The sequence below is a fragment of the Paenibacillus sp. 2TAB19 genome (assembly GCF_052115185.1).
Lineage (GTDB): Bacteria > Bacillota > Bacilli > Paenibacillales > Paenibacillaceae > Pristimantibacillus.
Genome location: NZ_JBFRGE010000029.1, coordinates 48,402 through 70,444 on the forward strand (window position 1 = coordinate 48,402; position 22,043 = coordinate 70,444).

General features: G+C 49.3%; 17 protein-coding genes. 9 read left to right on the top strand and 8 right to left on the bottom strand.

Features of this window, described 5'->3' with window-relative positions:
* Positions 1-49: 49 nt before the first annotated feature.
* The 4 genes from AB4Z33_RS15075 to AB4Z33_RS15090 all read right to left on the bottom strand — a co-directional run bounded on the left by AB4Z33_RS15075 (position 50) and on the right by AB4Z33_RS15090 (position 5,055).
* Entirely contained in the window at positions 50-1,246 is a 1,197-nt protein-coding gene (locus AB4Z33_RS15075) for a multidrug effflux MFS transporter (protein WP_442050704.1), read from the bottom strand.
* Between the two features lie 543 nt (positions 1,247-1,789).
* Positions 1,790-3,199 (bottom strand): ABC transporter substrate-binding protein, encoded by a 1,410-nt coding sequence (locus tag AB4Z33_RS15080; RefSeq protein WP_442050684.1) that lies wholly within the window; start codon positions 3,197-3,199, stop codon positions 1,790-1,792.
* Between the two features lie 78 nt (positions 3,200-3,277).
* Complete coding sequence (locus tag AB4Z33_RS15085; RefSeq protein ID WP_442050685.1) at positions 3,278-4,105, bottom strand: carbohydrate ABC transporter permease; 828 nt, start codon at positions 4,103-4,105, stop codon at positions 3,278-3,280.
* Complete coding sequence (locus AB4Z33_RS15090; RefSeq protein ID WP_442050686.1) at positions 4,102-5,055, bottom strand: carbohydrate ABC transporter permease; 954 nt, start codon at positions 5,053-5,055, stop codon at positions 4,102-4,104. The genes AB4Z33_RS15085 and AB4Z33_RS15090 overlap by 4 nt, the downstream gene beginning before the upstream one ends.
* A 273-nt stretch (positions 5,056-5,328) precedes the next feature.
* Here AB4Z33_RS15090 and AB4Z33_RS15095 point away from each other — a divergent pair, with 273 nt between their 5' ends.
* Entirely contained in the window at positions 5,329-5,808 is a 480-nt protein-coding gene (locus AB4Z33_RS15095; protein ID WP_442050687.1) for an RNA polymerase sigma factor, read from the top strand.
* 2 nt (positions 5,809-5,810) lie between these two features.
* Positions 5,811-6,392, top strand: a complete 582-nt coding sequence (locus tag AB4Z33_RS15100) for a hypothetical protein (protein WP_442050688.1) — start codon at positions 5,811-5,813, stop codon at positions 6,390-6,392.
* A gap of 88 nt (positions 6,393-6,480) precedes the next feature.
* Here AB4Z33_RS15100 and AB4Z33_RS15105 read toward each other — a convergent pair whose 3' ends face one another.
* Both AB4Z33_RS15105 and AB4Z33_RS15110 read right to left on the bottom strand, forming a co-directional pair.
* Entirely contained in the window at positions 6,481-7,863 is a 1,383-nt protein-coding gene (locus tag AB4Z33_RS15105) for a hypothetical protein (protein WP_442050689.1), read from the bottom strand.
* Positions 7,864-8,013: 150 nt separating this feature from the next.
* On the bottom strand, positions 8,014-8,448 hold the full coding sequence (locus tag AB4Z33_RS15110) for an SRPBCC family protein (protein ID WP_442050690.1): 435 nt from the start codon (positions 8,446-8,448) through the stop codon (positions 8,014-8,016).
* A 255-nt stretch (positions 8,449-8,703) separates the two neighbouring features.
* Here AB4Z33_RS15110 and AB4Z33_RS15115 point away from each other — a divergent pair, with 255 nt between their 5' ends.
* Together AB4Z33_RS15115 and trhO are read left to right on the top strand one after the other, a co-directional pair.
* Positions 8,704-10,920, top strand: a complete 2,217-nt coding sequence (locus AB4Z33_RS15115) for a carbohydrate-binding domain-containing protein (RefSeq protein ID WP_442050691.1) — start codon at positions 8,704-8,706, stop codon at positions 10,918-10,920.
* 404 nt (positions 10,921-11,324) lie between these two features.
* Positions 11,325-12,251: an oxygen-dependent tRNA uridine(34) hydroxylase TrhO gene (gene trhO, locus AB4Z33_RS15120; RefSeq protein WP_442050692.1), complete on the top strand. Its 927-nt coding sequence runs from the start codon at positions 11,325-11,327 to the stop codon at positions 12,249-12,251.
* Positions 12,252-12,361: 110 nt separating this feature from the next.
* Here the strand turns inward: trhO and AB4Z33_RS15125 are convergent, their stop codons facing one another.
* Positions 12,362-12,814, bottom strand: coding sequence for a hypothetical protein (locus AB4Z33_RS15125; protein ID WP_442050693.1), 453 nt, complete (start codon positions 12,812-12,814; stop codon positions 12,362-12,364).
* Positions 12,815-13,079: 265 nt separating this feature from the next.
* Here AB4Z33_RS15125 and AB4Z33_RS15130 point away from each other — a divergent pair, with 265 nt between their 5' ends.
* The 5 genes from AB4Z33_RS15130 to AB4Z33_RS15150 all read left to right on the top strand — a co-directional run bounded on the left by AB4Z33_RS15130 (position 13,080) and on the right by AB4Z33_RS15150 (position 19,893).
* Positions 13,080-14,036, top strand: coding sequence for an ABC transporter permease (locus tag AB4Z33_RS15130; protein WP_442050694.1), 957 nt, complete (start codon positions 13,080-13,082; stop codon positions 14,034-14,036).
* A 52-nt stretch (positions 14,037-14,088) separates the two neighbouring features.
* Positions 14,089-15,018, top strand: coding sequence for a carbohydrate ABC transporter permease (locus AB4Z33_RS15135; RefSeq protein ID WP_442050695.1), 930 nt, complete (start codon positions 14,089-14,091; stop codon positions 15,016-15,018).
* 95 nt (positions 15,019-15,113) lie between these two features.
* Positions 15,114-16,628 (top strand): ABC transporter substrate-binding protein, encoded by a 1,515-nt coding sequence (locus tag AB4Z33_RS15140; RefSeq protein ID WP_442050696.1) that lies wholly within the window; start codon positions 15,114-15,116, stop codon positions 16,626-16,628.
* Between the two features lie 274 nt (positions 16,629-16,902).
* A complete protein-coding gene (locus tag AB4Z33_RS15145; RefSeq protein WP_442050697.1) occupies positions 16,903-17,259 on the top strand; it encodes a helix-turn-helix domain-containing protein in 357 nt (118 codons plus the stop codon).
* A 294-nt stretch (positions 17,260-17,553) separates the two neighbouring features.
* A complete protein-coding gene (locus AB4Z33_RS15150; RefSeq protein ID WP_442050698.1) occupies positions 17,554-19,893 on the top strand; it encodes a golvesin C-terminal-like domain-containing protein in 2,340 nt (779 codons plus the stop codon).
* A 58-nt stretch (positions 19,894-19,951) separates the two neighbouring features.
* Here AB4Z33_RS15150 and AB4Z33_RS15155 read toward each other — a convergent pair whose 3' ends face one another.
* The gene (locus AB4Z33_RS15155; protein ID WP_442050699.1) at positions 19,952-22,030 is read right to left on the bottom strand and encodes a hypothetical protein; all 2,079 of its coding nucleotides are present in this window, start codon (positions 22,028-22,030) and stop codon (positions 19,952-19,954) included.
* Positions 22,031-22,043 lie beyond the last annotated feature (13 nt).

The window sequence follows — 22,043 nt, forward strand, 5'->3', positions numbered from 1 at the left end:
TTTTCGCATGCCAATCGGGCGATCCCAAGCTGTACAAACGCTTTTTCTTCTATTTCGCAAGTCCTCTTCTTATCAAGAAGAAGTAAGCCAGCATCGCCACGACACTCGTCAATAAAATGATGACGCCGAGCGGTACGGCCGTGTCTTCACCTGCTATGCCGACTAGCGGAGTAACGACCGCTCCGAGCAAGAATGGTATGACGCCAAGCAGAGCCGCAGCGCTGCCGGCCTTCTCGCCTTGACTTTCCATTGCAAGCGGGAATGCCGCCGTTGATGTAATGCCGATTGCAGCTACGAATACAAATAATGGAATTACCAAGGCAAAAAGCGGTCCGTGTACGAAGGCTACCACTAAGACAACGACGCTAGCCAAACCGGCCAGTATGAGTCCGAACAGCAGGAAAGTGTGTTCCGATACGCGATGCGACATTCGTCCGACCAGCTGGGAGCCGAGGATCAGACTAATACCGTTCGTTCCGAATAATAGAGCAAAGACGGTCGGCGAAACCCCGTAAATATTTTGATAAATAAATGGCGTCCCCGAAACATACGCGAAAACCCCCGCGATCATAATGCCCTGTGCCAGCATGTAGCCGACAAATTGGCGATCCCGCAAGAGCGATCCGTAGTTCTGCAATTGCTGCATGAAATTGCTCGGTGTCCGGCGATCAGGCGGCAAAGTCTCCCGCAGTCTCCATTTTGTCATCGTTAACAGGTAGATTCCGAGCAGCGTCAGCGCTATAAATACGCCTTTCCAATCCGTGAAAGAAAGAATCCCGCTGCCGGCAACCGGGGCCACGAGCGGACCCAAATTTCCGACAAGCAAGAGCAACGAGAAAAATTTAGTGAGCTCGTGACCATTAAACAGGTCGCGTGCGATCGCGCGGGAAATGACAATGCCCGCCGAAGCGGCAAAACCTTGTACGAAGCGGAATGCGATCAACAGTCCGATATTGGGCGAGAATGCGCAAGCCAACGAAGCGATCAGATACACGGCCATAGAGATAAGCAGAGGGTTGCGTCTGCCATGAACGTCGCTCAGCGAACCCATGACGAGCTGCCCGATACCAAGTCCGAGCAAACAAGCCGTCAAGCTTAGCTGCACCAGGGAAGCCGTCGTTTCGAATTGCTTCACGATTTCCGGGAATGCAGGTAAATACRTATCGATCGTAAAAGGGCCGAGTGTCGAAAATAATCCAAGCAGCAAAGCTAGTCTGAACACGTTCTGTTTGTTGTTGCTGGTCATCATGATGTGAGTCTCCTATTGTGTAAGCGGCAAAACCTAGTCCTTGTGAGCTTTGCTTAACTTTACCTGATTAATCATTAATATAAATGTAATTAAGCATTTCTGTCTACCTTAGCTCGTTTATTTCCTTTTAACCATCATATAGAGCTGAACACTTCATACCACAACCATAACAAAAGTAACGGAATGCAGCAGACGATAAAAATGGATATTACAATGGCCTTGTTCTTGAGTTGTCTCCTCATCTATACCCTCCGTTCATCACTCTAGCTCCTAAATAAACGGATTGCAGGTCAGCTTTGTTGCTAATCTATGGATTTATTAGGTTTACTGCTCGCGAACCGCGTGAACCTGCACGATTAGCAAGTCCGATCCTTGCCTGTCTCGCGCAGCAGCGCATGTTCGATATGTCCATCGGATATAATCGGTTTGGCCTCCATCACCTCATTTTCCAACTATTAGGTTTACCTAGCCCCGCCCAAACGATTCACATCATTAAGCAGAACGCAGCCGATCACGTTAGATCGGCTGCCCTCTTCTGCATTATTGAACGGTTTTATTGTAAGTTGCAATCTTATCGGTAATCGCCTTGGAGGCGTCTTCCAACGCCTTCGTTGCGTCTTTGGCACCTGTGAATACCTCTTCCATCGCCCCTTCGACAATTTGACGAGCTTCTGGGAACACGCCCATAACCGCACCTTGCGTTGCCGTGGATAATTTTGTTCCATGCAACTGGTCGATTGCCGTTTGGAATTGCGGGTAGTTGACGAGGTTGTCCTTCACGATCTGCTCGTCATACGCTAATTTGTTGATCGGGAAATAGCCCGTATTAATATGCCACTGTGCCTGCGTCTTCGGCTCTGCCAAATACTTAATGAACTCCCAAGTAGCCTGTTGCTCGGCATCCGACTTATTGTTCAGAACCCATAGGCTCGCTCCTCCGACAATAACGCCGCCGTCCGTTGTTGCGCCAGCCGGCTTCGGCAGAGGTGCTGTTCCGACCTCGAATTTGCCCTTTGCGCCGTCTACGATGCCGCGCAGGCTTCCAGTAGAATCGAGCGTCATACCCACTTGCCCAGCTAGGAACGCTTTTTTCGTATCGTCTGTTTTACGTCCGAGGTTAAGCGCTGCTTTGCTATCCAGCAGCTCCTTCATCCAATTAATCGTTTGAATGCCGGCTTCGCTGTTCAACTGCGACTCCGTTGCAGGCGCGGTACGTCCATTGCCGTTGTTGACATACTCCGCGCCTTGGTTTGCAAACAGCTGTTCCATGAACCAGCCATAGMTGGCGAAGGATGCGCCGGTCTGGCCGTCTTTCGTCAGAGCCTTAGCTGCAGCTGTGACTTCCTCGTACGTCTTAGGCGGATTTTCCGCATCAAGTCCTGCCGCCTTGAACATATCTTTGTTGTAGTATAGAACGGGATTAGACGTGTTGAACGGCATCGAGTACAGCTTGTCGTCAAATTTATAGTAGCCAAGAATGTTCTCTTCCAGGTTGGATATATCATAGCTTTCAGCATCGATGAAGTTTTGAACAGGCGTCACTGCCTTGGAGTCGATCATGAATTTAGAGCCAATCTCGTACACTTGGATCAGCGACGGCCCTGATTTGGCATCCATGGAAGCCTTCATCTTGTTCAAGCTCTCATCGTAAGTGCCTTGGAACACTTCCTCCACTTGGATGTCGGAATGAGAAGCATTGAAATCGCTCGCAAGATGCGTGACCACTTTACCGAGCTCGCCGCCCATGGAGTGCCACCAGATCACTTTAACCGGCTCTTTTGGAGCATCCGTCGATGCCTGTTCCGAAGCGTTTCCTTCGCTTGCTGCCGTATTGTTCGGCTGCTCATTACCCGTATTACCGTTCGTTACGCCGTCTCCGCAAGCCGTCATTAACACCATCATCGCTGTCGTAGCCATTAGCATGGCTATTTTGAACCGGTTTGTCTTCATCGTTTCTCTCCCTTAATCTCTTTTTTATTTGGAATGTCCTAAGACAATATCCACGTACCCACAACGATCGATTGCTGATTACCCTTTGATCGCACCGGCCGTCAAACCTCCGACCAGCTGTTTCAGTCCAAGTATAAGCAAAATAAGAGATGGCAGCAGGACAAGCGAGACCCCCGCCAATACGAGATTCCAAGATGTCATTTCCTCGAATTGAAGCATGCTGATGCCAATCTGAACGGTGCGCATTTTGTCGCTGCTCGTTACGAGGAGCGGCCACAGATACATATTCCATGCGTTCAGAAACGCATAAACGGCCAGTGAAGCGAGTGCAGGACGGGACAGCGGCAACACGATTCTTATAAAATGTCTAACATGGCCGCAGCCGTCGATCTTCGCCGCTTCGAACAACTCCCGCGGCAGCTGCATGAAAAATTGGCGCAGCAAAAATATTCCGAAAGCAGAAGCGATGAAGGGAACAGTCAATCCCTGGTAGCTGTCCAGCCACTCCCATGACTTGATCGTCAAGTAATTCGGGATAATCGTGACTTCCCAAGGAATCATCATCGTCGAGAGGAATATCGCAAACAAGAGCGCTTTGCCGCGAAAAGCGACGTATACGAATKCGTAAGCAGCCATGCTTGCCGTTAGGACTTGTCCGATCATAATGGACGCAGAGATCACAAAACTGTTCATAATAAAGGATTGAAGCGGCACCAGATCAAGCACCGTACGTAAGGTCCCGAGATGCAGGCTGGACGGAAACAACTTGGGCGGATACACCGATGATTCTTCCGGCGTCATCAATGAAGCGAGAAAAGTATACGCCAGCGGGTATAATACTAGGGACGCCGCAAGGATAAGGACGAAATAGAGGAGCGACGAACGCAGCAATCGATTAGCTGTCATTGATAGTGCACCTTCTTCTCTACAAACCGGAATTGAATCCATGTAAGAATCAGAATCATGACGAACAATACGAGCGCCAGCGCACTCCCCGTCCCGAATTGATAATTAACGAATGCTTCCTTATAAATGGAATAAACGAATACCTCTGTCGAGCCAGCCGGTCCGCCTTTGGTCAAAATATGAATTTGACCGAAAGATTGAAAGGCGTTCATGACAGACACGACGGTCAGAAAGAAAACGGTTGGCGACAGCAACGGCAATAATATTAGAAAGAAAGTACGGAACGGGCCGGAACCGTCAATACGCGCGCTATCTCGAATGTCGTCGCTAATTCCTTGCAGGCCGCTTAGCAGCAGGATGTAATTAAATCCGGAATTCATCCAGACGGTCATGATCGAGATCGAGATCAGCGCCCAGGTCGGGTCGACCAGCCATCCAATCGGAGAAACACCCAGCTTCGAGAGAAAATAATTAAACATCCCCGTTGTCGGATGATAAAGCATCATCCAAATAACAGAAGACGTACTTACGGACAGCGCAACCGGCAGGGAAAAAACAAATCGGAATACACTCATCCCTCTTAGCTTCGCATGCGTCAACGCTGCGAGCAGCAGCCCGGCAGCGATGCCAGCCGGAACCGTCAGCAGCGTAAACTTCATGGTTACGCTAAGGCTATTCCAGAAAGCGGGCGAAGCAAACAATTGGTTGAAATTATCGAGGCCGACGAAAGCGGCTACCTGACCTCGCGGATCTGTCAGGTGAAAGCTTAGATAGATGGACTGCAGCAGCGGATAAAACAAAAAAACGGAAAACAAGACTAAGGAAGGGGCAAGAAATGCGTAACCTGCAGCATTTTCCTTCCAGATCGATAAACGTTTTGCTCCTTTGCGAACAACGGTTTTTTTGGTACGAATGCCGCTGTTGTAAACCTCTCGATGCGTCGTGCTCATTCCATCACCAACCCTCTTCATAACATAGTTGAACTATACGGRTACTTTGTTCGGTGAATGTAAGAGGGATGCTAAGATTTTGTTCCGCGGGGGAAGAGAATACACAAAAGAAAAATATATCTGTTTAAAACAATTACATGACCATTTCGGTTATTTTGGTGATACTGATAGGAACGGCGTTGCCCTTTTATAACCATTGTCCCAAACTTTTTTTGGGCAACGTGAAAAATAACGGCCTCCTCAATTGTATTACTAGTGAAAGGGGGACATCAGGTGCACGATTCATATGAGCTCAATGAATCCGTTCGCAAAGCCGTGGTCAACTATTCAGACAGCCTGGTCAAGATAGCGTTCGCCTATCTCAAAAACGTTGCCGATGCGGAGGAAGTCGCGCAGGAAGTATTCCTCGCCTATCTCCAAAAAACCCCCGTTTTTGACAGCGACGAGCATGAGAAAGCATGGTTAATTCGAACGACGATAAATAAATGCAAAAACCTGCTCAAGACGGGCTGGTTTAGAAGTCGGAACCCGATACCGGACAACTTATCTTACCTTCCTAAGGATGAATACATGGTTTTGCAGGCTGTTTTGTCATTGGATAAGAAATACCGCGTTCCGATCCATCTGCATTATTACGAGGGATACACATTGGAAGAAATAGCTGACCTTATAAACGCCAAACCTGCAACGGTAGGGACTTGGCTTGCCCGCGGGCGCAATCAGCTTAAAGAAGTAATAGGCGGTGATTTGTGAAAATGAAGAAAATAGATTATAAATCGGCCATGTCCAAATTGAAAACAAGCGAAGACTTTGAGCATCGTACGCTTGAACGGCTAAGCAAGGAAAGCCGCAACATAATCGATATTGATAAGCGAAAAGGAGATAATCACATGAAAACAGCTAATCCGGCAGTAAAGAAAAACAAGGTATTCATCTGGGCAACGAGCGTTGCTGCATGCGCAGTCTTAACGTTGAGCATCTATGCGGTTAACCAAAATGGAAGCAGTACTGCCCCTGATCCTGCCACGAACAACCCAAATAATGGCGCCGTCGTCGAAAATAACGGTCCTGGGGCAGGCTCGTCGGCAAAACAAAGGGTCAACATTGACGGCGTTATTGAAGAGGTAAGCGCTGACGGTCAAAGCTTCCGAATCGGTGAGCTTTGGGTGACAGTAACCGAAGACACGACTTACGGCATATCGGACACGACGGCACCGGATGCTTCCGAGCAGCTGGTGAGCAAGGAATTTAAAGTCGGCAACACGGTATCCGGCTTCACTTCGGAAGACGTCGCGAGCGGCAAAGTAACGGCTAATGTGATTTACAACAATTTCTAAGCTTTAAACATCATATCAAAAAAGGCTCGCCTGCTCAGCATGAATCAGCTGAGCGGGAGAGCCTTTTTCATTTATCCGTATGAGCGACTTATGACGCTTCTCCGTGCAGGTAACGGAAGAACGGCTTATCTACCCAGAATTCGAACGGCGTGATGACCGCGGTAGGATCAATCGCTTTAAGTCCTGCCACAACCTTCGCGGAATCCTCATTCAGCGAGAACGGGTTAACCGTGTACGTGCTGTCCGGATCGGAAATCAGATTGTTCGTAATGACTTCGTAATTGGCAAGCTCCGTGTTCGAGTAGTACAACGGCTGCCACCACGAACCGTAGATCAATCCTTGCTGATCGGCAACGTTTTTCTTCGCGAACTTCTCGATAATGCCGTCGAATGCCGCTTTGTCGGCCGCCGTCGCGAATTCGAACGCAAGATCATATTCCTTCGCGAATGCGATATAGTTGCCGTTAGCGATTTGCACGACATTCGGACCCGGGTCGCCCCAGTCGGCCAAGAACAGAAACGCGGACGTTTTCGGCTCGAATTGCACCTTCGCGTCGATGCCTTCGCTGCGCAGCAAGCCGATCAGCTGCTGGGCATGCTTAAAGTCGGAATGACCGTAAATAAGCGACAAGGAGTCGATGAAGTTGGCGTCGTAACGGGTGTCCTTGATGTTGTAGCCCGTGAACAGCTCCTTCTCAAGCCCCGCGTTCACCAGCTTCTGCAGCTTCGGAGCGTCGATCAAATCCGATGTCTCGTAAGCCGTGGAAAGCTTTGCGTAAATATCGGAATCGCTCGTGTAGCCGATGTATTTCTTGTATAGACCTTTCGTGATCAGAACCTGGCCGAGCAGCGTTTGGATCAGCTCGTCGCTCGCAGGGGCGTTCGGTTTAAAGCCTTGGCCAAGCGAAGCCGGCAGCAAGCCCGTGTCGATTGCGGCAGCAACCTCCTGGGAGGCCTTAACGCCAAGCGTGCCTTTCTTGACTTGAACCTTGGCGAGCACGTTATCCGCCTTCGCAGCCGGGTAAGTGGAGGCAAGCTCCTTCAAGTCCGCCGCCCGCAGCGCGATCGCGACCGCCACGTAGTTCGTAAGCTGCTGATCGGCCTGAATGGACGGACCAGCCAAAATGCCTTGCTCATAAAGAGCGGCAGCGGCTTTGAACACCGGCGCGTCCGCAGTCAAATCGGTAAAGGTTACATCCTTGCCGGAAGGCTTATAATCGAAAATGTCGGCGACAGCTTCGATGAGCTGTCCCTTCGTTACTTTACCGGAAAGCTGAACGTCGTATTTCTCCTGCAAAAACTGCTTGTATTGTGCTGCTCCGTCCTTTGCAGAGACTGAAGAAGGAGCTGTCGATACGGCTTGCACCGCCACCGGCGTTGCGGCAAATGCGGTTGCTTGCGTAAATAATAGAGATGATGAGAGCAAAAAGGCAGCAAGCATCTTGGTGCTGAATAGTGCTGTTCGTTTCATGGGCTTGACCTCCATTATAATAATTCCGATAAAAATAATCGGGTATGTAATTTCACCTAGTATAGCAACGCTTGGTTAATGATGTCAACGAAAAAATATAACAAGCGCATGCCAATGCCGGCATGCGCTCTTAAGGCTGCGAATATTCTGCTATTCTTCTTTCGCCGATTCGGCGTATTTCTTGAAATTATCCAAAATCGCCTGCCATCCGGCTTGCTGCATCTCGACGGCGTTAGTCTCTTCGGCCTCGAACGATTCGACGATTTTGGTGTCGTCGCCTTGGGCAATAAAAGCGATGCTTACCTTCCTGTCGTCGCCCAATGTATAAGCGATGCTCTCGTTAAGGCTCACCTCGTCGTAAACGCCGCCGAAATCAAATCCGAAGCTTCCGTCCTTGGCTTCCATTCTCGAGACGAATGCACCGCCGACCCTAAGATCGTTCTCCGCGATCGGCGTGTGCCAGTCATCGGAAGCATTGTTCCATTGCTTGATATGCTTCGGTTCCGTCCAAAATTTCCATACGCTTGCTACGGGAGAATGAACGATCGCTTCCACCGTTATCGTTACCGGACTGCTTGTTCCCATTACTTAACCTCCTCATATGCTATGAATCTATTTTTCTCAAATAATACCATAATCATTCATCGCTAGTCGATATGTCTGAAGCGCTATCATATGACCTGATATATGGAACGACGAACAGGGAATGGATGAATCGACATCGCCGAAATAAATTTTCGTTCAAGCAGCTTTCAACAAGCTTTCAATTCGGTTTAAGGTACGCTTAAGGAAACATCTGTAATCTGGCAATGTCATAAACAACCGAAAGGAAGTGAAGTTATGTTATTGAAACGAACGACGATGTTGATGCTGGCAATCGTGCTGGCACTCACGACTATGATTCAAGCCGTATCCGCCCAATCTGCCGAGCAGACGGTCATCACGCTCTCCGATGCCGGAGTAACGGTAGACGGACAAGCTGCTTCCACCGATGCTTCAAGCGCAGTGTATACAGGCGCGGACATCGTTTATTACGAGTCCGGACGCGGCAGCAGCTATGGCGAAGGAACCGAATCCGATGCGCATAGCGCGGAGGAGGCTTCCGCGCATACGGTCGTTACCATCACGGAGCCGGGCACCTATCGCGTATCCGGCCAGCTCTCCAAGGGCCAGCTGGCGATCGACCTAGGCAAGGAAGCGGCAAGCGATCCCGACGCGCGTGTCACTCTGATTTTGGACGGAGCGGACATTACGAGCACTGTCGCGCCCGGGGTCATTTTCTATAACGTCTACGAGCCTTACAGCGACACCGAGGATACGAAAGGCGTTGTTGATCTTAGCAAGGCCGGCGCGCAGGTCATTATCGCCGACGGTACGGTGAACACGGTGAACGGATCGTATGTGGCGAAAATCTACAAAGAGGGCACAACGAGCAAGCTGCACAAATACGACGGGGCCTTCTACTCCAAAATGTCGATGAATATTTCCGGCGGAGCTGCCGGAACGGGAGAGCTGCGCATTACGGCAGCCAAAGAAGGATTGAATTCGGAACTGCACTTGGCTTTGAACAGCAGCAACGTGTATATCTCGGCCCAAGATGACGGGATCAATACGAATGAGGACGGCATCTCCGTCACGAGCATCAACGGCGGCTACCTTTACGTCAACGCCGGTCTTGGAGCCGAGGGCGACGGCGTCGACTCCAACGGCTACTTGACGGTTAACGGCGGCACGATCGTGACGATGTCCAACGAACGAAGCCCCGACGGCGGCATTGACGCGGACAAAGCTATTCTGATCAACGGCGGCACGGTAACAGCCCTTGGCACCCGCAACGATGCCGTATCGCAAGATTCCAAGCAGACGTATATGGAGCTCGCCTTCGCTTCGACCCAAGCGGCAGGAAGCGTCGTTGCGCTAACCGATGCGGACGGCAACGAAATATTTAGCCATACGGCTGAGAAAGCGTTCCAAAGCATAACGTTCTCATCATCGCAATTGAAGCTCGATACCGAATATCATCTCTATGTGAACGGCGTCCAGCAGCAGTATACGGGCAATGCTTCCGGCATGATGGGCGGCGGCGGCAACCGCCCGCAAGACGGAGGACCCGGCGAAGGCAACCGTCCGGAGACCGGAGGCATGAACGGCCCTGCTCCGACAGGCAATCCGCCGACGGGCGACTTTACGCCGCCGGCCAATACGAACGGCACCGAGCCGGACGGCGCTGCGGCTAACGTTGCAGGGTCGACTGCCTTCATCGTTACCGAAGCCGTATCCAGCTTCTCGGGCATTTCCCAGGCTTCGGATGCCAGCGGCAAAACGCGCGTAAGCTTCACGGTCAATAACGGCGCGGGTATTCGGAACGCCGCGACCGGCCAACAAGCGGTACTGGAGCAAATCGCTGCAAGCGCGGATGTACCGGAGCAAGATATTCAAGTGACGGTGACCGACGTGCCGTCGGAAAACTATTCCGAAACAAAGCTGCTGTCGGAACTGAAAGGTTCGCTGTCAGACATCATGCCGGAGGCGGACGGTCAGTATCGCCTAACGGTAGCCGTCGTTTCCACTAATGAAACGTATACCGGCGTATCGCAATGGCTGTTCACGATCGGCGGACTGCCGTTTACGGATCTTAACCCGGCCGACCCGGCTTACCAAGCCGTGAAAGCCTTGTACGACAAAGGTCTGATGGTCGGAACGGGCAGCTCCAGCTTTTCGCCGAGTGCTTCCGTAACCCGCGCAATGGCTATTACGACGCTTGGCCGGCTGTTAGGCGTTGAAGCGGCCGAATCGTCCGCTTTCAACGATGTTGCAGCGGGCAGCTGGTATAGCGGTTATGTAGGATGGGCTGCCGAGAACGGCATCGTGGTCGGCAACGGAAAAGGGTTGTTCCTTCCCAACCAACCGTTGACGGCGGAGCAGATGGGACTTATCTTATCCCGCTACGCCGAGCTTGCGAACATCGAGCTTTCGATCGACGAGCTGCTTCCCGATCAAGAAGAACAAAGTCTAACTCGTGCTGAGCTGGCGATTGTCCTTAACGAGCTGCTGTAAGGACATCTCTAACTTTTTACGGAATCATACACTAATGCACAAAACCTAGCTTAATTTTGCCTGTATTCCGTACAGTCTAATCGGTCCCAAACGCCTGTGAAGTCACTTTTGAGTGGAAATTATACAGCCAAAAGAGGGATTTTATCCCTCATCGACCATTTTCCGTCCATATGACTGTACAAAATCCAACCAAACTCTGAAGTTCTCTCATTCCTTGCCTTTTGATTGTATGAAATCCATTCAAAAAGCGAAACAACTTGATCGAAACGGAATAAATAAAACGAAAGAGGAACATCCCATGATGTTCCTCTTTCGTTTGCCGCCCTCATTACTTTATGTTGCGGACAAATGGTGCTACAATATCTAGGTATGGCTATAATGACTTTCCGATCTACGGATTGAAAATGGATAAGGAGTTATTTACTGTGGAAAACCAATATCGAATTTTATTATATTACAAATACGTAGCGGTACCCGATTATGAGCTGGTCGCGCAGGAACACCTTGATTATTGCAAGGAGCTAGGCGTCAAAGGCCGCATTCTAATCGCTTCCGAAGGGATTAACGGCACTCTCTCCGGTACGGTCGAGCAAACCGATGCTTATATGGCTTATATGAACAACCACCCGCTTTTTGCAGGAATGGTTTTTAAAATAGACGAAACGAATGAACATGCTTTTAAAAAGCTGTTCGTTCGCCCGAAGAAAGAGCTCGTTACGCTGCGATACGAAACACCGCTTGATCCCAATGTGAATAGCGGGAAGCGCCTGTCGCCGCAGCAATTCTACGAGCAGCTTCAGCGCGAGGACGTCGTAATCATTGACGGAAGAAATGACTACGAATACGATCTAGGCCATTTCCGCAATGCGATTCGTCCCGATGTGAAGTCGTTCAAGGATTTTCCCGAATGGATTCGGAACAACTTGCAGGATGCCAAAGATAAGACGATCCTGACTTATTGTACGGGCGGCATTCGGTGCGAGAAGCTAACCGGCGTGCTCCAAAATGAAGGGTTTAGCGACGTGGCGCAATTGGATGGCGGAATCGTTACTTACGGGAAAGACGCTGAGGTTCAAGGACGTTTGTTCGATGGGATGATGTATGTCTTCGACGAACGACTCTCTGTTCGCATAAATCAGACAGATGAACATACCACGGTCGGTAAGTGCCATCACTGCGGAAGTCTGACGGATACGATGATTAACTGCAAGGACGACACCTGTCACGACCAGCATCTTGTCTGCGACGACTGCCTGGAGAGCCATGAACAATATTGCTCCGAGGAATGCAAAGTTAATGATACGGCCGACCATTCGGCGCATGTTCAATAGCTTACCCATTATCAAGCATTTACAGTTATATAGCATGCTTATGAAACACGGAAGAGGGTGTCCCGACGGGACACCCTCTTCCGTGTTTCCATCTTCAAACAAGCAGAGCGTCAGTGCCCCCGCAGATCAAGATCACTTAACGGATAGTCGCTGCTGCCCCAGGTATAAACGATGTAGTAGTCGGTTAGTATTTGATCCGCCTTTAATGCCTTGAAGGTCAAGTCGCCATGGTCAATAACATCAATTTGCCTGCTCGTTTGCTTTTCGACGATGTAAAACCCATCCTTTTCGCGATACTTTGAAAAATAATGATCCAACTCTTCCAAAGCAAGTTCCGATTTAATTAAAATAGCTCCAAAAAACTGCATGCCATTTCCGTTACCCACCAATTTTCCGGCTGACGATATAGAATCCACGAGTTCGGTTTTGTCGGGCAAGGATACTCTTGTTAGCTCTTTTTTTACGGAATATGCAACATAATTATTCATAAATGGAATGGAGACAACCCCTAAAAAAAGAGCAACCACTATGATCGTAAACATAATTTTGGTCAACTTCTTCAAGTTTGCACCTCTTTCAAAATCTCTGACTAACCATACAGATAAGCTATCATTATAAACGTTAGATATTTATAAATGTTTCAATTTATTGGTGTTTCATCCATTGTCCGCACCGAGGATACAAACGATTTTTGTGAGCGATTTCTCCAATCTAACGTTTGTTGACTATAGTATCAAGTTTGTTGTCTAGAAGCATCGAATCCTCCCAGTATACAATGAACGCAACAAGTGAAATAAAAGCAAGAATTCACCGGAAGGAGCGACAGACATGAGCCTTGCAGTTGAACGACAAGATAAAAGAAAGCGCTTACGAATTCGTTGGCGCAAGCAGGATACAGAACTCAGCCTGCTGGCATTGCCCACGACGATTTGGTACATCCTGTTTTGTTTCTTGCCTATGTTCGGGATCATTATCGCCTTCAAAAACTTTAGAATTAGCGGCGGTTTCTTGAGCAATGTGTTTAACAGTCCTTGGATAGGCCTCAAAAACTTTGAATTCTTGTTCAGGTCGAACGACGCTTGGATCATTATTCGAAACACCATCGGATACAACATCATTTTTATCGTATTAGGCATTGTGTTGCCCGTTCTGTTCGCTATTATGATCGGACTGCTACACAGCCGCAAGGCAAGCAAAGTCTACCAGACGATGATGTTCCTGCCTTACTTCCTTTCTTGGGTTGTTGTATCCGCCGTGGGCTGGGCATTCCTAAGCTTCGATAAAGGCATTCTCAATCAAATGCTCGTCAACGCGGGCGGGGATCCCGTTAACTGGTATATGGAGCCGGCATACTGGCCCTACTTCCTGATTCTTTTGAACATTTGGAAAAGCTTGGGCTATGGCATGGTCATTTATCTAGCCACCATCACAAGCCTTGACAGCACTTATTATGAAGCAGCCGTTATTGATGGAGCTTCGATCTGGCAGCAGACGAGATACATTACCTTGCCCATGCTCAAGCTCGTTATCGTCATGCTGTTCATTTTGGCGGTTGGACGTATATTTTACACYGATTTCGGCCTGTTCTATCAGGTCACGCGAGATTCCAATTCGCTGTTCAACGTTTCTACCACAATCGATGTCATGGTCTATAAACAACTGAAATCCGCTACGCTCGGGATGGCTGCCTCGGCTGCATTCGTGCAATCCATTCTCGGTTGCGCAACGATTCTAGCCGCTAATTGGATTGTCCGCAAAATCGATCCTGATAGCGCGATGATGTAAGCCTGTGCTTACGAAGTGTGTTTGCTGCGCAAACACTGAAGGGGGTATCGCATTGTCAACGAGAACGAATTACGAAACAGGGCTTGAAAAATTCAACCGTACCAGCAAACCCGTCGACATCCTTTTCAATCTGACTTTTATCATCTTGGCGCTGCTCTGCGTCATACCCGTCATTGTTGTTCTATCGATATCCTTTTCCAGTGAGAACTCCATACGGGAGACCGGATACCATTTGCTGCCGGTTGCTTTGTCAGGGGAGGCTTACGCCTATGTCATCAAGCAGGGTGCGATGATTCTGCGGGCGCTCGGCGTATCCGCTCTTGTAACCGTAGCCGGTACTGTGATCGGCGTGTTGCTTACTACCTCCATGGGTTATGTGCTTTCCCGTCCAAATTACAAGCTGAATGGCTTTCTGACTTGGGTCGTATTTATCCCGATGATATTCAACGGCGGTCTCGTATCCAGCTACTTCATCAATACCAATTTATTAGGACTCAAGGATAGCATCTGGGCACTAATTCTGCCTCTCGCCGTCTCGTCGTTCAACGTAATCATTTGCAAAACCTTCTTTAAAAGCACGATTCCCGACGGGCTGATCGAATCGGCTGAAATCGATGGCGCGAGCCAGCAGCGAATCTTTTTCTCCATCATTCTGCCGATTTCCTTGCCGGTCATTGCAACCATTGGACTATTCCTCTGCTTCTCTTATTGGAATGACTGGTTCCAATCGATGCTGTATATCAACGACCAGAACCTCTATTCCCTGCAGGCTCTGCTGAATAGCTTGATGAGCAATGTGGATGCGCTTGCCAAAAATGCCGCAAGCATGGGCGTCAGCTATGCCGTGCTTGTCGCAACGATGCCGAAGGAATCTGCCCGCATGGCCGTTGCCATTATCATTGTTCTGCCCGTAGCCTTCGCCTACCCGTTCTTCCAGAAATATTTCATTTCCGGACTAACGATCGGCGCCGTCAAGGGATGACCGCATTCACTTCATTGATAGGCCTCGATAGAGGATTTATCATAGATCACCGTCCAACGGTTACGGTGACACAACTTCAATAAGGGGGAAATGAAATGAAGAAATCTTGGAAGCTCATCTCTGCGCTTTGTATTCTCACCCTGCTGGTGACTGCCTTGGCCGCTTGCTCCGGCTCCAACTCACCAGCCTCCACAAATGAACCGAATGCAGCTACGAACACCCCAAAAGATAGCGAAGCGCCAAAGGATTCCGAGGAACCAAGCAAAGATATCCCGACGTTGGTCTGGTGGCTCATCGGCGGCCAAGTACCTAATAATTTCGACAAAGCCATCGAAGCGATGAATGCATACACGGCCGAAAAGATCGGTGTGAAAATCGACATCAAGGTAGCCAGCTGGGGCGAGTGGGATACCAAAATCAATACGATCGTGAATACGGGCGAACCGTTCGATATTATGTTCACCAACAGCGGCAAATACAGCAAGCAGGTGGCTATGGGCGCTTTTGCCGATATTACGGAACTGGTTCAAAGCGAAACGCCTGACCTATACAAGCTGATTCCTGAGAAGGTCTGGGACGGCACGAAAATCGGCGGTAAATATTACTCCGTTCCAACTTATAAGGATTCATCGCTAACGCAATATTGGGTGTACGATGATAAATACGTTCAGAAGTACAATATCGATATCAACAATATCAAAACGCTGCAGGATCTGGACCAACCTCTGCGCGCGATAAAGTCTGGCGAAGGCAAGAGCTTCTACCCATTGCCTATGACGCAAGGCGAAGGCTTGAACGGCTTCTTCAACAATTATGACGACTTAACGCTTGGCTTCTCTCCGATCGGCGTAAGAACCGACGATGATTCGCGCACGGTTGTCTCCGTTCTCGAGCAGCCCGACATCATGGCCGATCTGAAGCTCCTGCATGAGTGGTATCAGGACGGCATCATTAACCCTGATGCTCCGACGAAAACAGAGAACGACAAAGGCAGACCATTCTTTGCCGCTCAAGCATTCCCAGGCGCAGAGATAAGCTGGCAGATCAATGATGCTATCGAAAAGTATGATATGGTTCAGCACTTCGGACCTATTTATACAACGAGCACGATCCAAGGCTCTCTGAACGCGATTTCCGCGAATTCGAAATATAAGAAAGAAGCATTGAAGTACCTCGAATTGGTCAACACAGATCCTAAGCTGCGCAATATGCTGGCATTCGGGGAGCTTGACGTAGACTACAAAAATGTCGATGGCGAAAAGGTAATCGAGCGCACTTCCGACACTTGGCCGCTGGCTGCTTACTCCCAAGGTACATTCTTTAATCTTGCCGTTACCAAAGGCGCTCCTGTCGATCAATGGGACCAAGTTAAAAAGCTGAACGATGCAGCGACATCTTCCAATGTGCTAGGGTTCGCGCTGGACATCGGCAATCTTCAGACCGAAGTGGCGAATGTCCAAGCGGTATGGGATAAATACAAATATGAACTCATTACGGGCGCATCCGATCCGGAGAAAATGATTCCGAAGATTACTGCGGAACTAAAATCCGCCGGTATGGACACGATTATGAAAATCGCTCAAGAACAAATTAACAGCTACTTCAAGTAAGCAAAATAAATACTCCATCTCTCTATCCGGCTAGCCTTAATCCGAACCTTTATTTGGAAGCACCTCCGCTTCCGAATAAAGGTTCTTCGCCATTGAGCAGCGGCAACCCCGCAGCCATTATCCATTCGATCGAAACTCGGTCCAGTCGCCTGGGCGGTACCCGCTTCCATGCCGCCATTATTTTCAGCTGGTCGCCTTTACGGAATCTATGGAAAGACGGGGAAAAGATTGATATACTGTTTTTGCATGCGTAAGTAGATATGGGGGCATGAATATGTTTGCGAAGCGACTGAAGCAGATGCGGAAGAAGAGGAAATTGACCATGCAGGAAGTGGCCGATTTTGTTGGCGTTGCCAAAAGCACCTATGCCGGCTATGAGTCGGGATACCGCCAGCCGACGATAGAGTCCATACAAACAATATCCCGAAAATTGCGTACGTCAGCTGATTATTTATTAGGTCTTACTGATTACTCCGAGCTACCGGCGGATGTTAACCATAATGCAAAAGAATACTTAAACGTTGAGCAGCTTCATTGGGACGGCGTCCCTCTGGAGAAGGACGATCTCGATCTTATTCGCAATCTGCTCGACCGCGTGCTTCGTGACCGGGCTTTAACCAAAGAAGAATAACTCCTCCTCGTGATACTAACGCAGTAAGATATCAGGTCAGTTAATGGTTAATCACACCATTAACTGACCTGTTTTTATATGCTGGACAGCTATCCCCGCCGCTGTGCCCCAATAACCGCGAAAGATTGTGGTAATAAATTGCCGCGGTGTGCATATAATTGTCGAGATGTATCGAATTTGCAATTTTTTGTATCCGCTTTCATAACTTCTGCTTGGGGATTCACCTTTTCTTCAGCTAGTTCCGTAGATGTCATTCTATTGGATGGTCATGTGCAAATAAGGAGGAATAATGGCATGAACAAATGGTTGAAACTCGTCACCTTGGCCGTTATGCTGCTTACGTACGATTCCTTTTACAACTTTTGGACGGCTCGTGCCGAGTCGGGATTCTCAGACTATATTACGCGCAGCGGAGATACGTTGATGGAAGGGACATCCACGTTTCGTTTTATCGGAACCAATCAGCCTTTACTGAATAGAGCATGGACGGATCCGTCTGAAATCGAGGATGCGATTCGCGCGGCAAGCAGCTCAGGAATTAATGTCATCCGCTTGTATCCGTTTGAAGTGTCAATGAGCAGCGATCCCTCAGGAACTTATCGTCATGTGATGGGACCTAACGAATATAATGAAAGCGCATTCAAGATACTGGATAAAATTGTGCAAGTGGCAAACCATTACGATGTTCGGCTAATCGTGCCTTTCGTCGATAAGTATACCTACATCGGAGGGATTGCCGATTGGTCGGCTTTCCGCGGGAAAACGGCGAATGATTTTTGGAGCGATGCGACCATAAAGCAGGACTTCAAAAATTTCATTAAATTTGTCGTTCAACGGACCAATACGTATACGGGTGTTCCTTACAAAAACGATAAAGCCATTCTGGCCTGGCAGCTGGGGAACGAACTTCCCTCCACGGATAGCTGGGTAAGCGAGATGGCCGCGTATGTGAAGAGCCTCGATTCCAACCATCTTGTAGCCGATGGAGGATATGTCCGCGCACAGGGAATAAGGACCAATGCGCTGAATGACAGCCATATTGATATTATTGTTCCGCACATTTACAGCTATCACAATGTCGACTTGGTTACAAAGCTCAATGAGTGGAGAAATAGCACCAAAGGAAAAAAAGCGCTGATCATTGGCGAATTCGGTGACTATTCCCCGGCGGATACGGAACAGCTGCTCGACATCGTTCAGAACAATGGAACCTCAGGCGCCATGTTCTGGGGCAGCATGCATCATCACAAGCTGGGCGGATGGCATTGGCCACCGGTCGGAGAATGGTCCTATTTGCGTTATCCCGGTTTCGCAACCGGCGATTGGGCGAACGAAACGGCCATCATCGATCTGCTGCGCAAGTATGCCTACTCGTTGAAAGGCTTGGCCGTTCCTCATTGGCCGGCACCCGATGCGCCCATGATGTTCCCTGTCGATTCCGTGCATACCCTCTCCTGGATGGGTGTCTCCGGGGCAAGCACTTATGACGTTGAACGTTCGACAAGTCCCTCCGGCCCATGGACAGCTGTAGGCAGCGATGTGACGGATGATATTACCACACCGCGTCATCATACGTTTACCGTACCGATCTTTGGCGATGCATCTGCCCAGGAAGGCACAAGCTATTACTATAGGGTGAAAGCGAAAAATGTGCACGGCACCTATTCCCCGTACTCCAACATCATCGGTCCAATTAAGGCGAAAAGCGGGGTCATCGTCGACGCAGAAAGCAGCGGCTATGCCGAGACGGGAACCTGGGGGACTAGTTCGCTGGGCGGCAGTTACGGCGGCAGCTCGCGTTACAGCAGTACAATTGGAAGTACGGCTACGTGGAGACCGAACTTCACGACGCCGGGATACTACAATGTGTACGTCCGGTACCCTTACCATCAGGGTTCAACGAAGTATGCTCAATATTCAATCTTTCACAATGGCGTGACGAATACCGTAACCATCAATCAGACGACCATAGCGGGCGGTCAGTGGCGCCTGATTGATACGGTATATTTTGCTGGCGGACCGGAAGAATATGTGAAGCTCACGACCGCTCAAGGCGGTTCCAACAGAGCCGATGCGGTCATGTTTGATCCGCAGAGCTTTGGCGACAGCTTTCAGAACAATAGTTCCGGCAGCCCGGTCCCTCTGAGCGGCAGCTGGTCTTTAACCAATGATGTCAGTCACGACAGCATTCCCCTAGACAATAAAGTGTTGAAACAATCGGGCACAGGCATTGCCGAAACCGTGTTCCATTCGACCTACTTCAACGCCACCATAACCGTGGCCTTAAAAGCGTATGACAATCATATGGCCAACGCTTCTACCGGCCTGGTTGCCCGGGCAAATTCAGATTTCTCCTACATGTACACCCTCCGCATCAATTATGATCTGAATAAAGTCCAACTGTACAAGAAACTGGGCAATAGTTGGACCAAGATCGGGGAAGCAAGTATGATCGCTACTCCAGGCACTTGGTATCTGCTTAAGCTGGAGATGACAGGAAGCTCATTGAAAGCCTATGTGGACGGCGTGAAAAAAATCAGCGTTAGCGACTCCAGCTTGACCAGCGGGTACATCGGTTTGCGGACGTACGATCAGACGGCTGTTTTCGACAGCATCGTTGTTTCGACGAACTGAACTTTAAGCTGCCGTCTCCGGCAGCTTTATTTTCATACCCTTATTTCTAAAAAGTTCTTTAATTCGCATGAATCGTTTCCAGCCCTGCATTAACGGTCTTCATGATATTGACCATATCCGTGTAGGGCTGATCCTGCTGATTGACCAAGCCTATATTGAAATTCTCGCTGTCTTTACGTCCGGTAACCGCTTGATCATAGTACGCAAACCAGCCCGATCCGACAAATAGCGGATGTGCCGTTTGGCTTTCGATGAACGTTTTGAAGGCCGTGCCTCTATCCGCTATACTGGCTGTTCTTGTAGCCGCATTGATGGGCGATAACCCGCGCTCGCTAGTGCTAAACGTATATTCCAAATTCAACAGCGGTTTTCCGAAAGCTTCATATCTGGAAAGCCAGCCCGCATCATTCGTATAATTATCTACGGAAAAAGCATCCACGAATTCCATGGCTGCCGAATCCCAATCCAGACTGGTCCGCCAGGTGGGAACGACAGAAGAACCTAAGAACAAATGGTTCGTATCATATTTTTCGATAATATTCCGGACCGTCTGAAAGTACGTTCTGGATGCCAGCTTGATATAGTCCGATACATCCGCAGCCGGAACGCTCGCGATCGCGATCGACGTATTCTTTAATGCGTCAAATGATTCGGCGCTCGTGCCAAGAATCTGGTTGACGGCGGCAATGTCATTGTTATATCTTGGCGCAACAAAATCCACAAAGGCGCCCTTCGCCGCAGAGGTCGAACCATACGTCAAAATCTCTTTTACGATATCGGCCGACCATCCGGCCTCGTTATCGTAAGTGTAGCCGATCAGCCACCGGTCATTCCTCGCCTCTTGAAGCTGTGCGCTCAAGGCGCTGTCGATAATGGATTCAGCCTGCGGATCGAACACATCGTACGTCCATTGAATCCTTTTCAAAGTTGACGGATCTTGCAGAACCTCTATATGGGGAAACGTGACATTATTAGGTCTGGTCCACTTGCTAAAGGCATTAAAGCCCCAATTGATCAACCGCTTTTTGGTGATTTCCTCCCACTTCGACTCATAGTTTCTGCCGTATTTTTTCATGACGTTGGCGACGACGAAGCTGACTCTTTCGCCATTTGAGTCATTGGCGTAAGCGGGAGCATAGACGCTTGGATCGGGAAGCTCCTCGAACACCCTCCGGGGAGTGCCGTCCGTTTTCTTATTCGGCGTTCCGTATCCCCACTCCCATATGCTTGTCGCATCCACGCCCTTTAAAATGAATTTATAGCCGTCCGGCGTAATAAACCACCACTTATGATCGATTTGTTCCAGTCGGAAAAATCCGGTGCTTTTGTATATTCCCCCGCTTTTAATCCCGCCGTACTGATCATATTTCCTTCGGTCCAGCGAAACTTTCGCCAGCGCTTTCGCCTCATTCGCATATTCCTGCCGCAATTGCGCGTCAGTTGCAACCTTTCCCGTCCACGTTTCATAAATCCACTGTCCGTATTTATCCACCATCATAGCGTCTTTCTTAAGCTCAGCCTGCATCTGCTCTACGGTGAAAGCAGCAGCCGGATTCTGCCCTTCATCGCCTGTGCCTTTATAAATTTGCACTTCCGTAAGCGGGATATGCTGATAAGAGTGCGACCGCTTCATATCGATGACAATAAACCTGGCCGTCTTGTTTTCCATCTGGATGTTGACCGAATAGTTCAAGGCGGTTCCTGATTTTACATGCTTGCCGGCAATATAGTAAAAATCCGGTGTAGCCTCGGAGCGGTATTTGACCGTAAATTCCTTAAACCCCCAATAGATGTTAGGCGAATTCATTACGATGTTTATGCTGTCCAGCGGGTAGTCCCTCTGCAGGTCGAACACCGCCTGCACCGTCCCTTTGGCGGTCGCGCTTCCCATCCATCCGGCGTAGGTCTTCGTTAAGCCGTCAAGAAGCACGCCGCCCTCCGATGATACCAAGCCGGTTGCGCCATTGTCCGGAGAATTGCCTGCATTCGGGGCAGGGCTGTAGTAATAGTTTCCGGTCTTGAGCAGCGTAGCTTCCGCGAGCGCTCCTCCGGCAGGGATGAACGACGACAACAGCAGGATGACTAGAAACAGTCTAAAAGCATCACCTCGATACCCTCGATACCATTTGCTCTTCATTAACCTCCACCCC

What these genes read in the sequence shown, in the direction of transcription:
- AB4Z33_RS15155 (WP_442050699.1), bottom strand. Translation starts at nt 22,030, where the DNA reads ATGAAGAGCAAATGGTATCGAGGGTATCGAGGTGATGCTTTTAGACTG.
- AB4Z33_RS15105 (WP_442050689.1), bottom strand. Translation starts at nt 7,863, where the DNA reads ATGAAACGAACAGCACTATTCAGCACCAAGATGCTTGCTGCCTTTTTG.
- AB4Z33_RS15150 (WP_442050698.1), top strand. Translation starts at nt 17,554, where the DNA reads ATGAACAAATGGTTGAAACTCGTCACCTTGGCCGTTATGCTGCTTACG.
- AB4Z33_RS15110 (WP_442050690.1), bottom strand. Translation starts at nt 8,448, where the DNA reads ATGGGAACAAGCAGTCCGGTAACGATAACGGTGGAAGCGATCGTTCAT.
- AB4Z33_RS15090 (WP_442050686.1), bottom strand. Translation starts at nt 5,055, where the DNA reads ATGAGCACGACGCATCGAGAGGTTTACAACAGCGGCATTCGTACCAAA.
- trhO (WP_442050692.1), top strand. Translation starts at nt 11,325, where the DNA reads ATGGATAAGGAGTTATTTACTGTGGAAAACCAATATCGAATTTTATTA.
- AB4Z33_RS15100 (WP_442050688.1), top strand. Translation starts at nt 5,811, where the DNA reads ATGAAGAAAATAGATTATAAATCGGCCATGTCCAAATTGAAAACAAGC.
- AB4Z33_RS15115 (WP_442050691.1), top strand. Translation starts at nt 8,704, where the DNA reads ATGTTATTGAAACGAACGACGATGTTGATGCTGGCAATCGTGCTGGCA.
- AB4Z33_RS15145 (WP_442050697.1), top strand. Translation starts at nt 16,903, where the DNA reads ATGTTTGCGAAGCGACTGAAGCAGATGCGGAAGAAGAGGAAATTGACC.
- AB4Z33_RS15140 (WP_442050696.1), top strand. Translation starts at nt 15,114, where the DNA reads ATGAAGAAATCTTGGAAGCTCATCTCTGCGCTTTGTATTCTCACCCTG.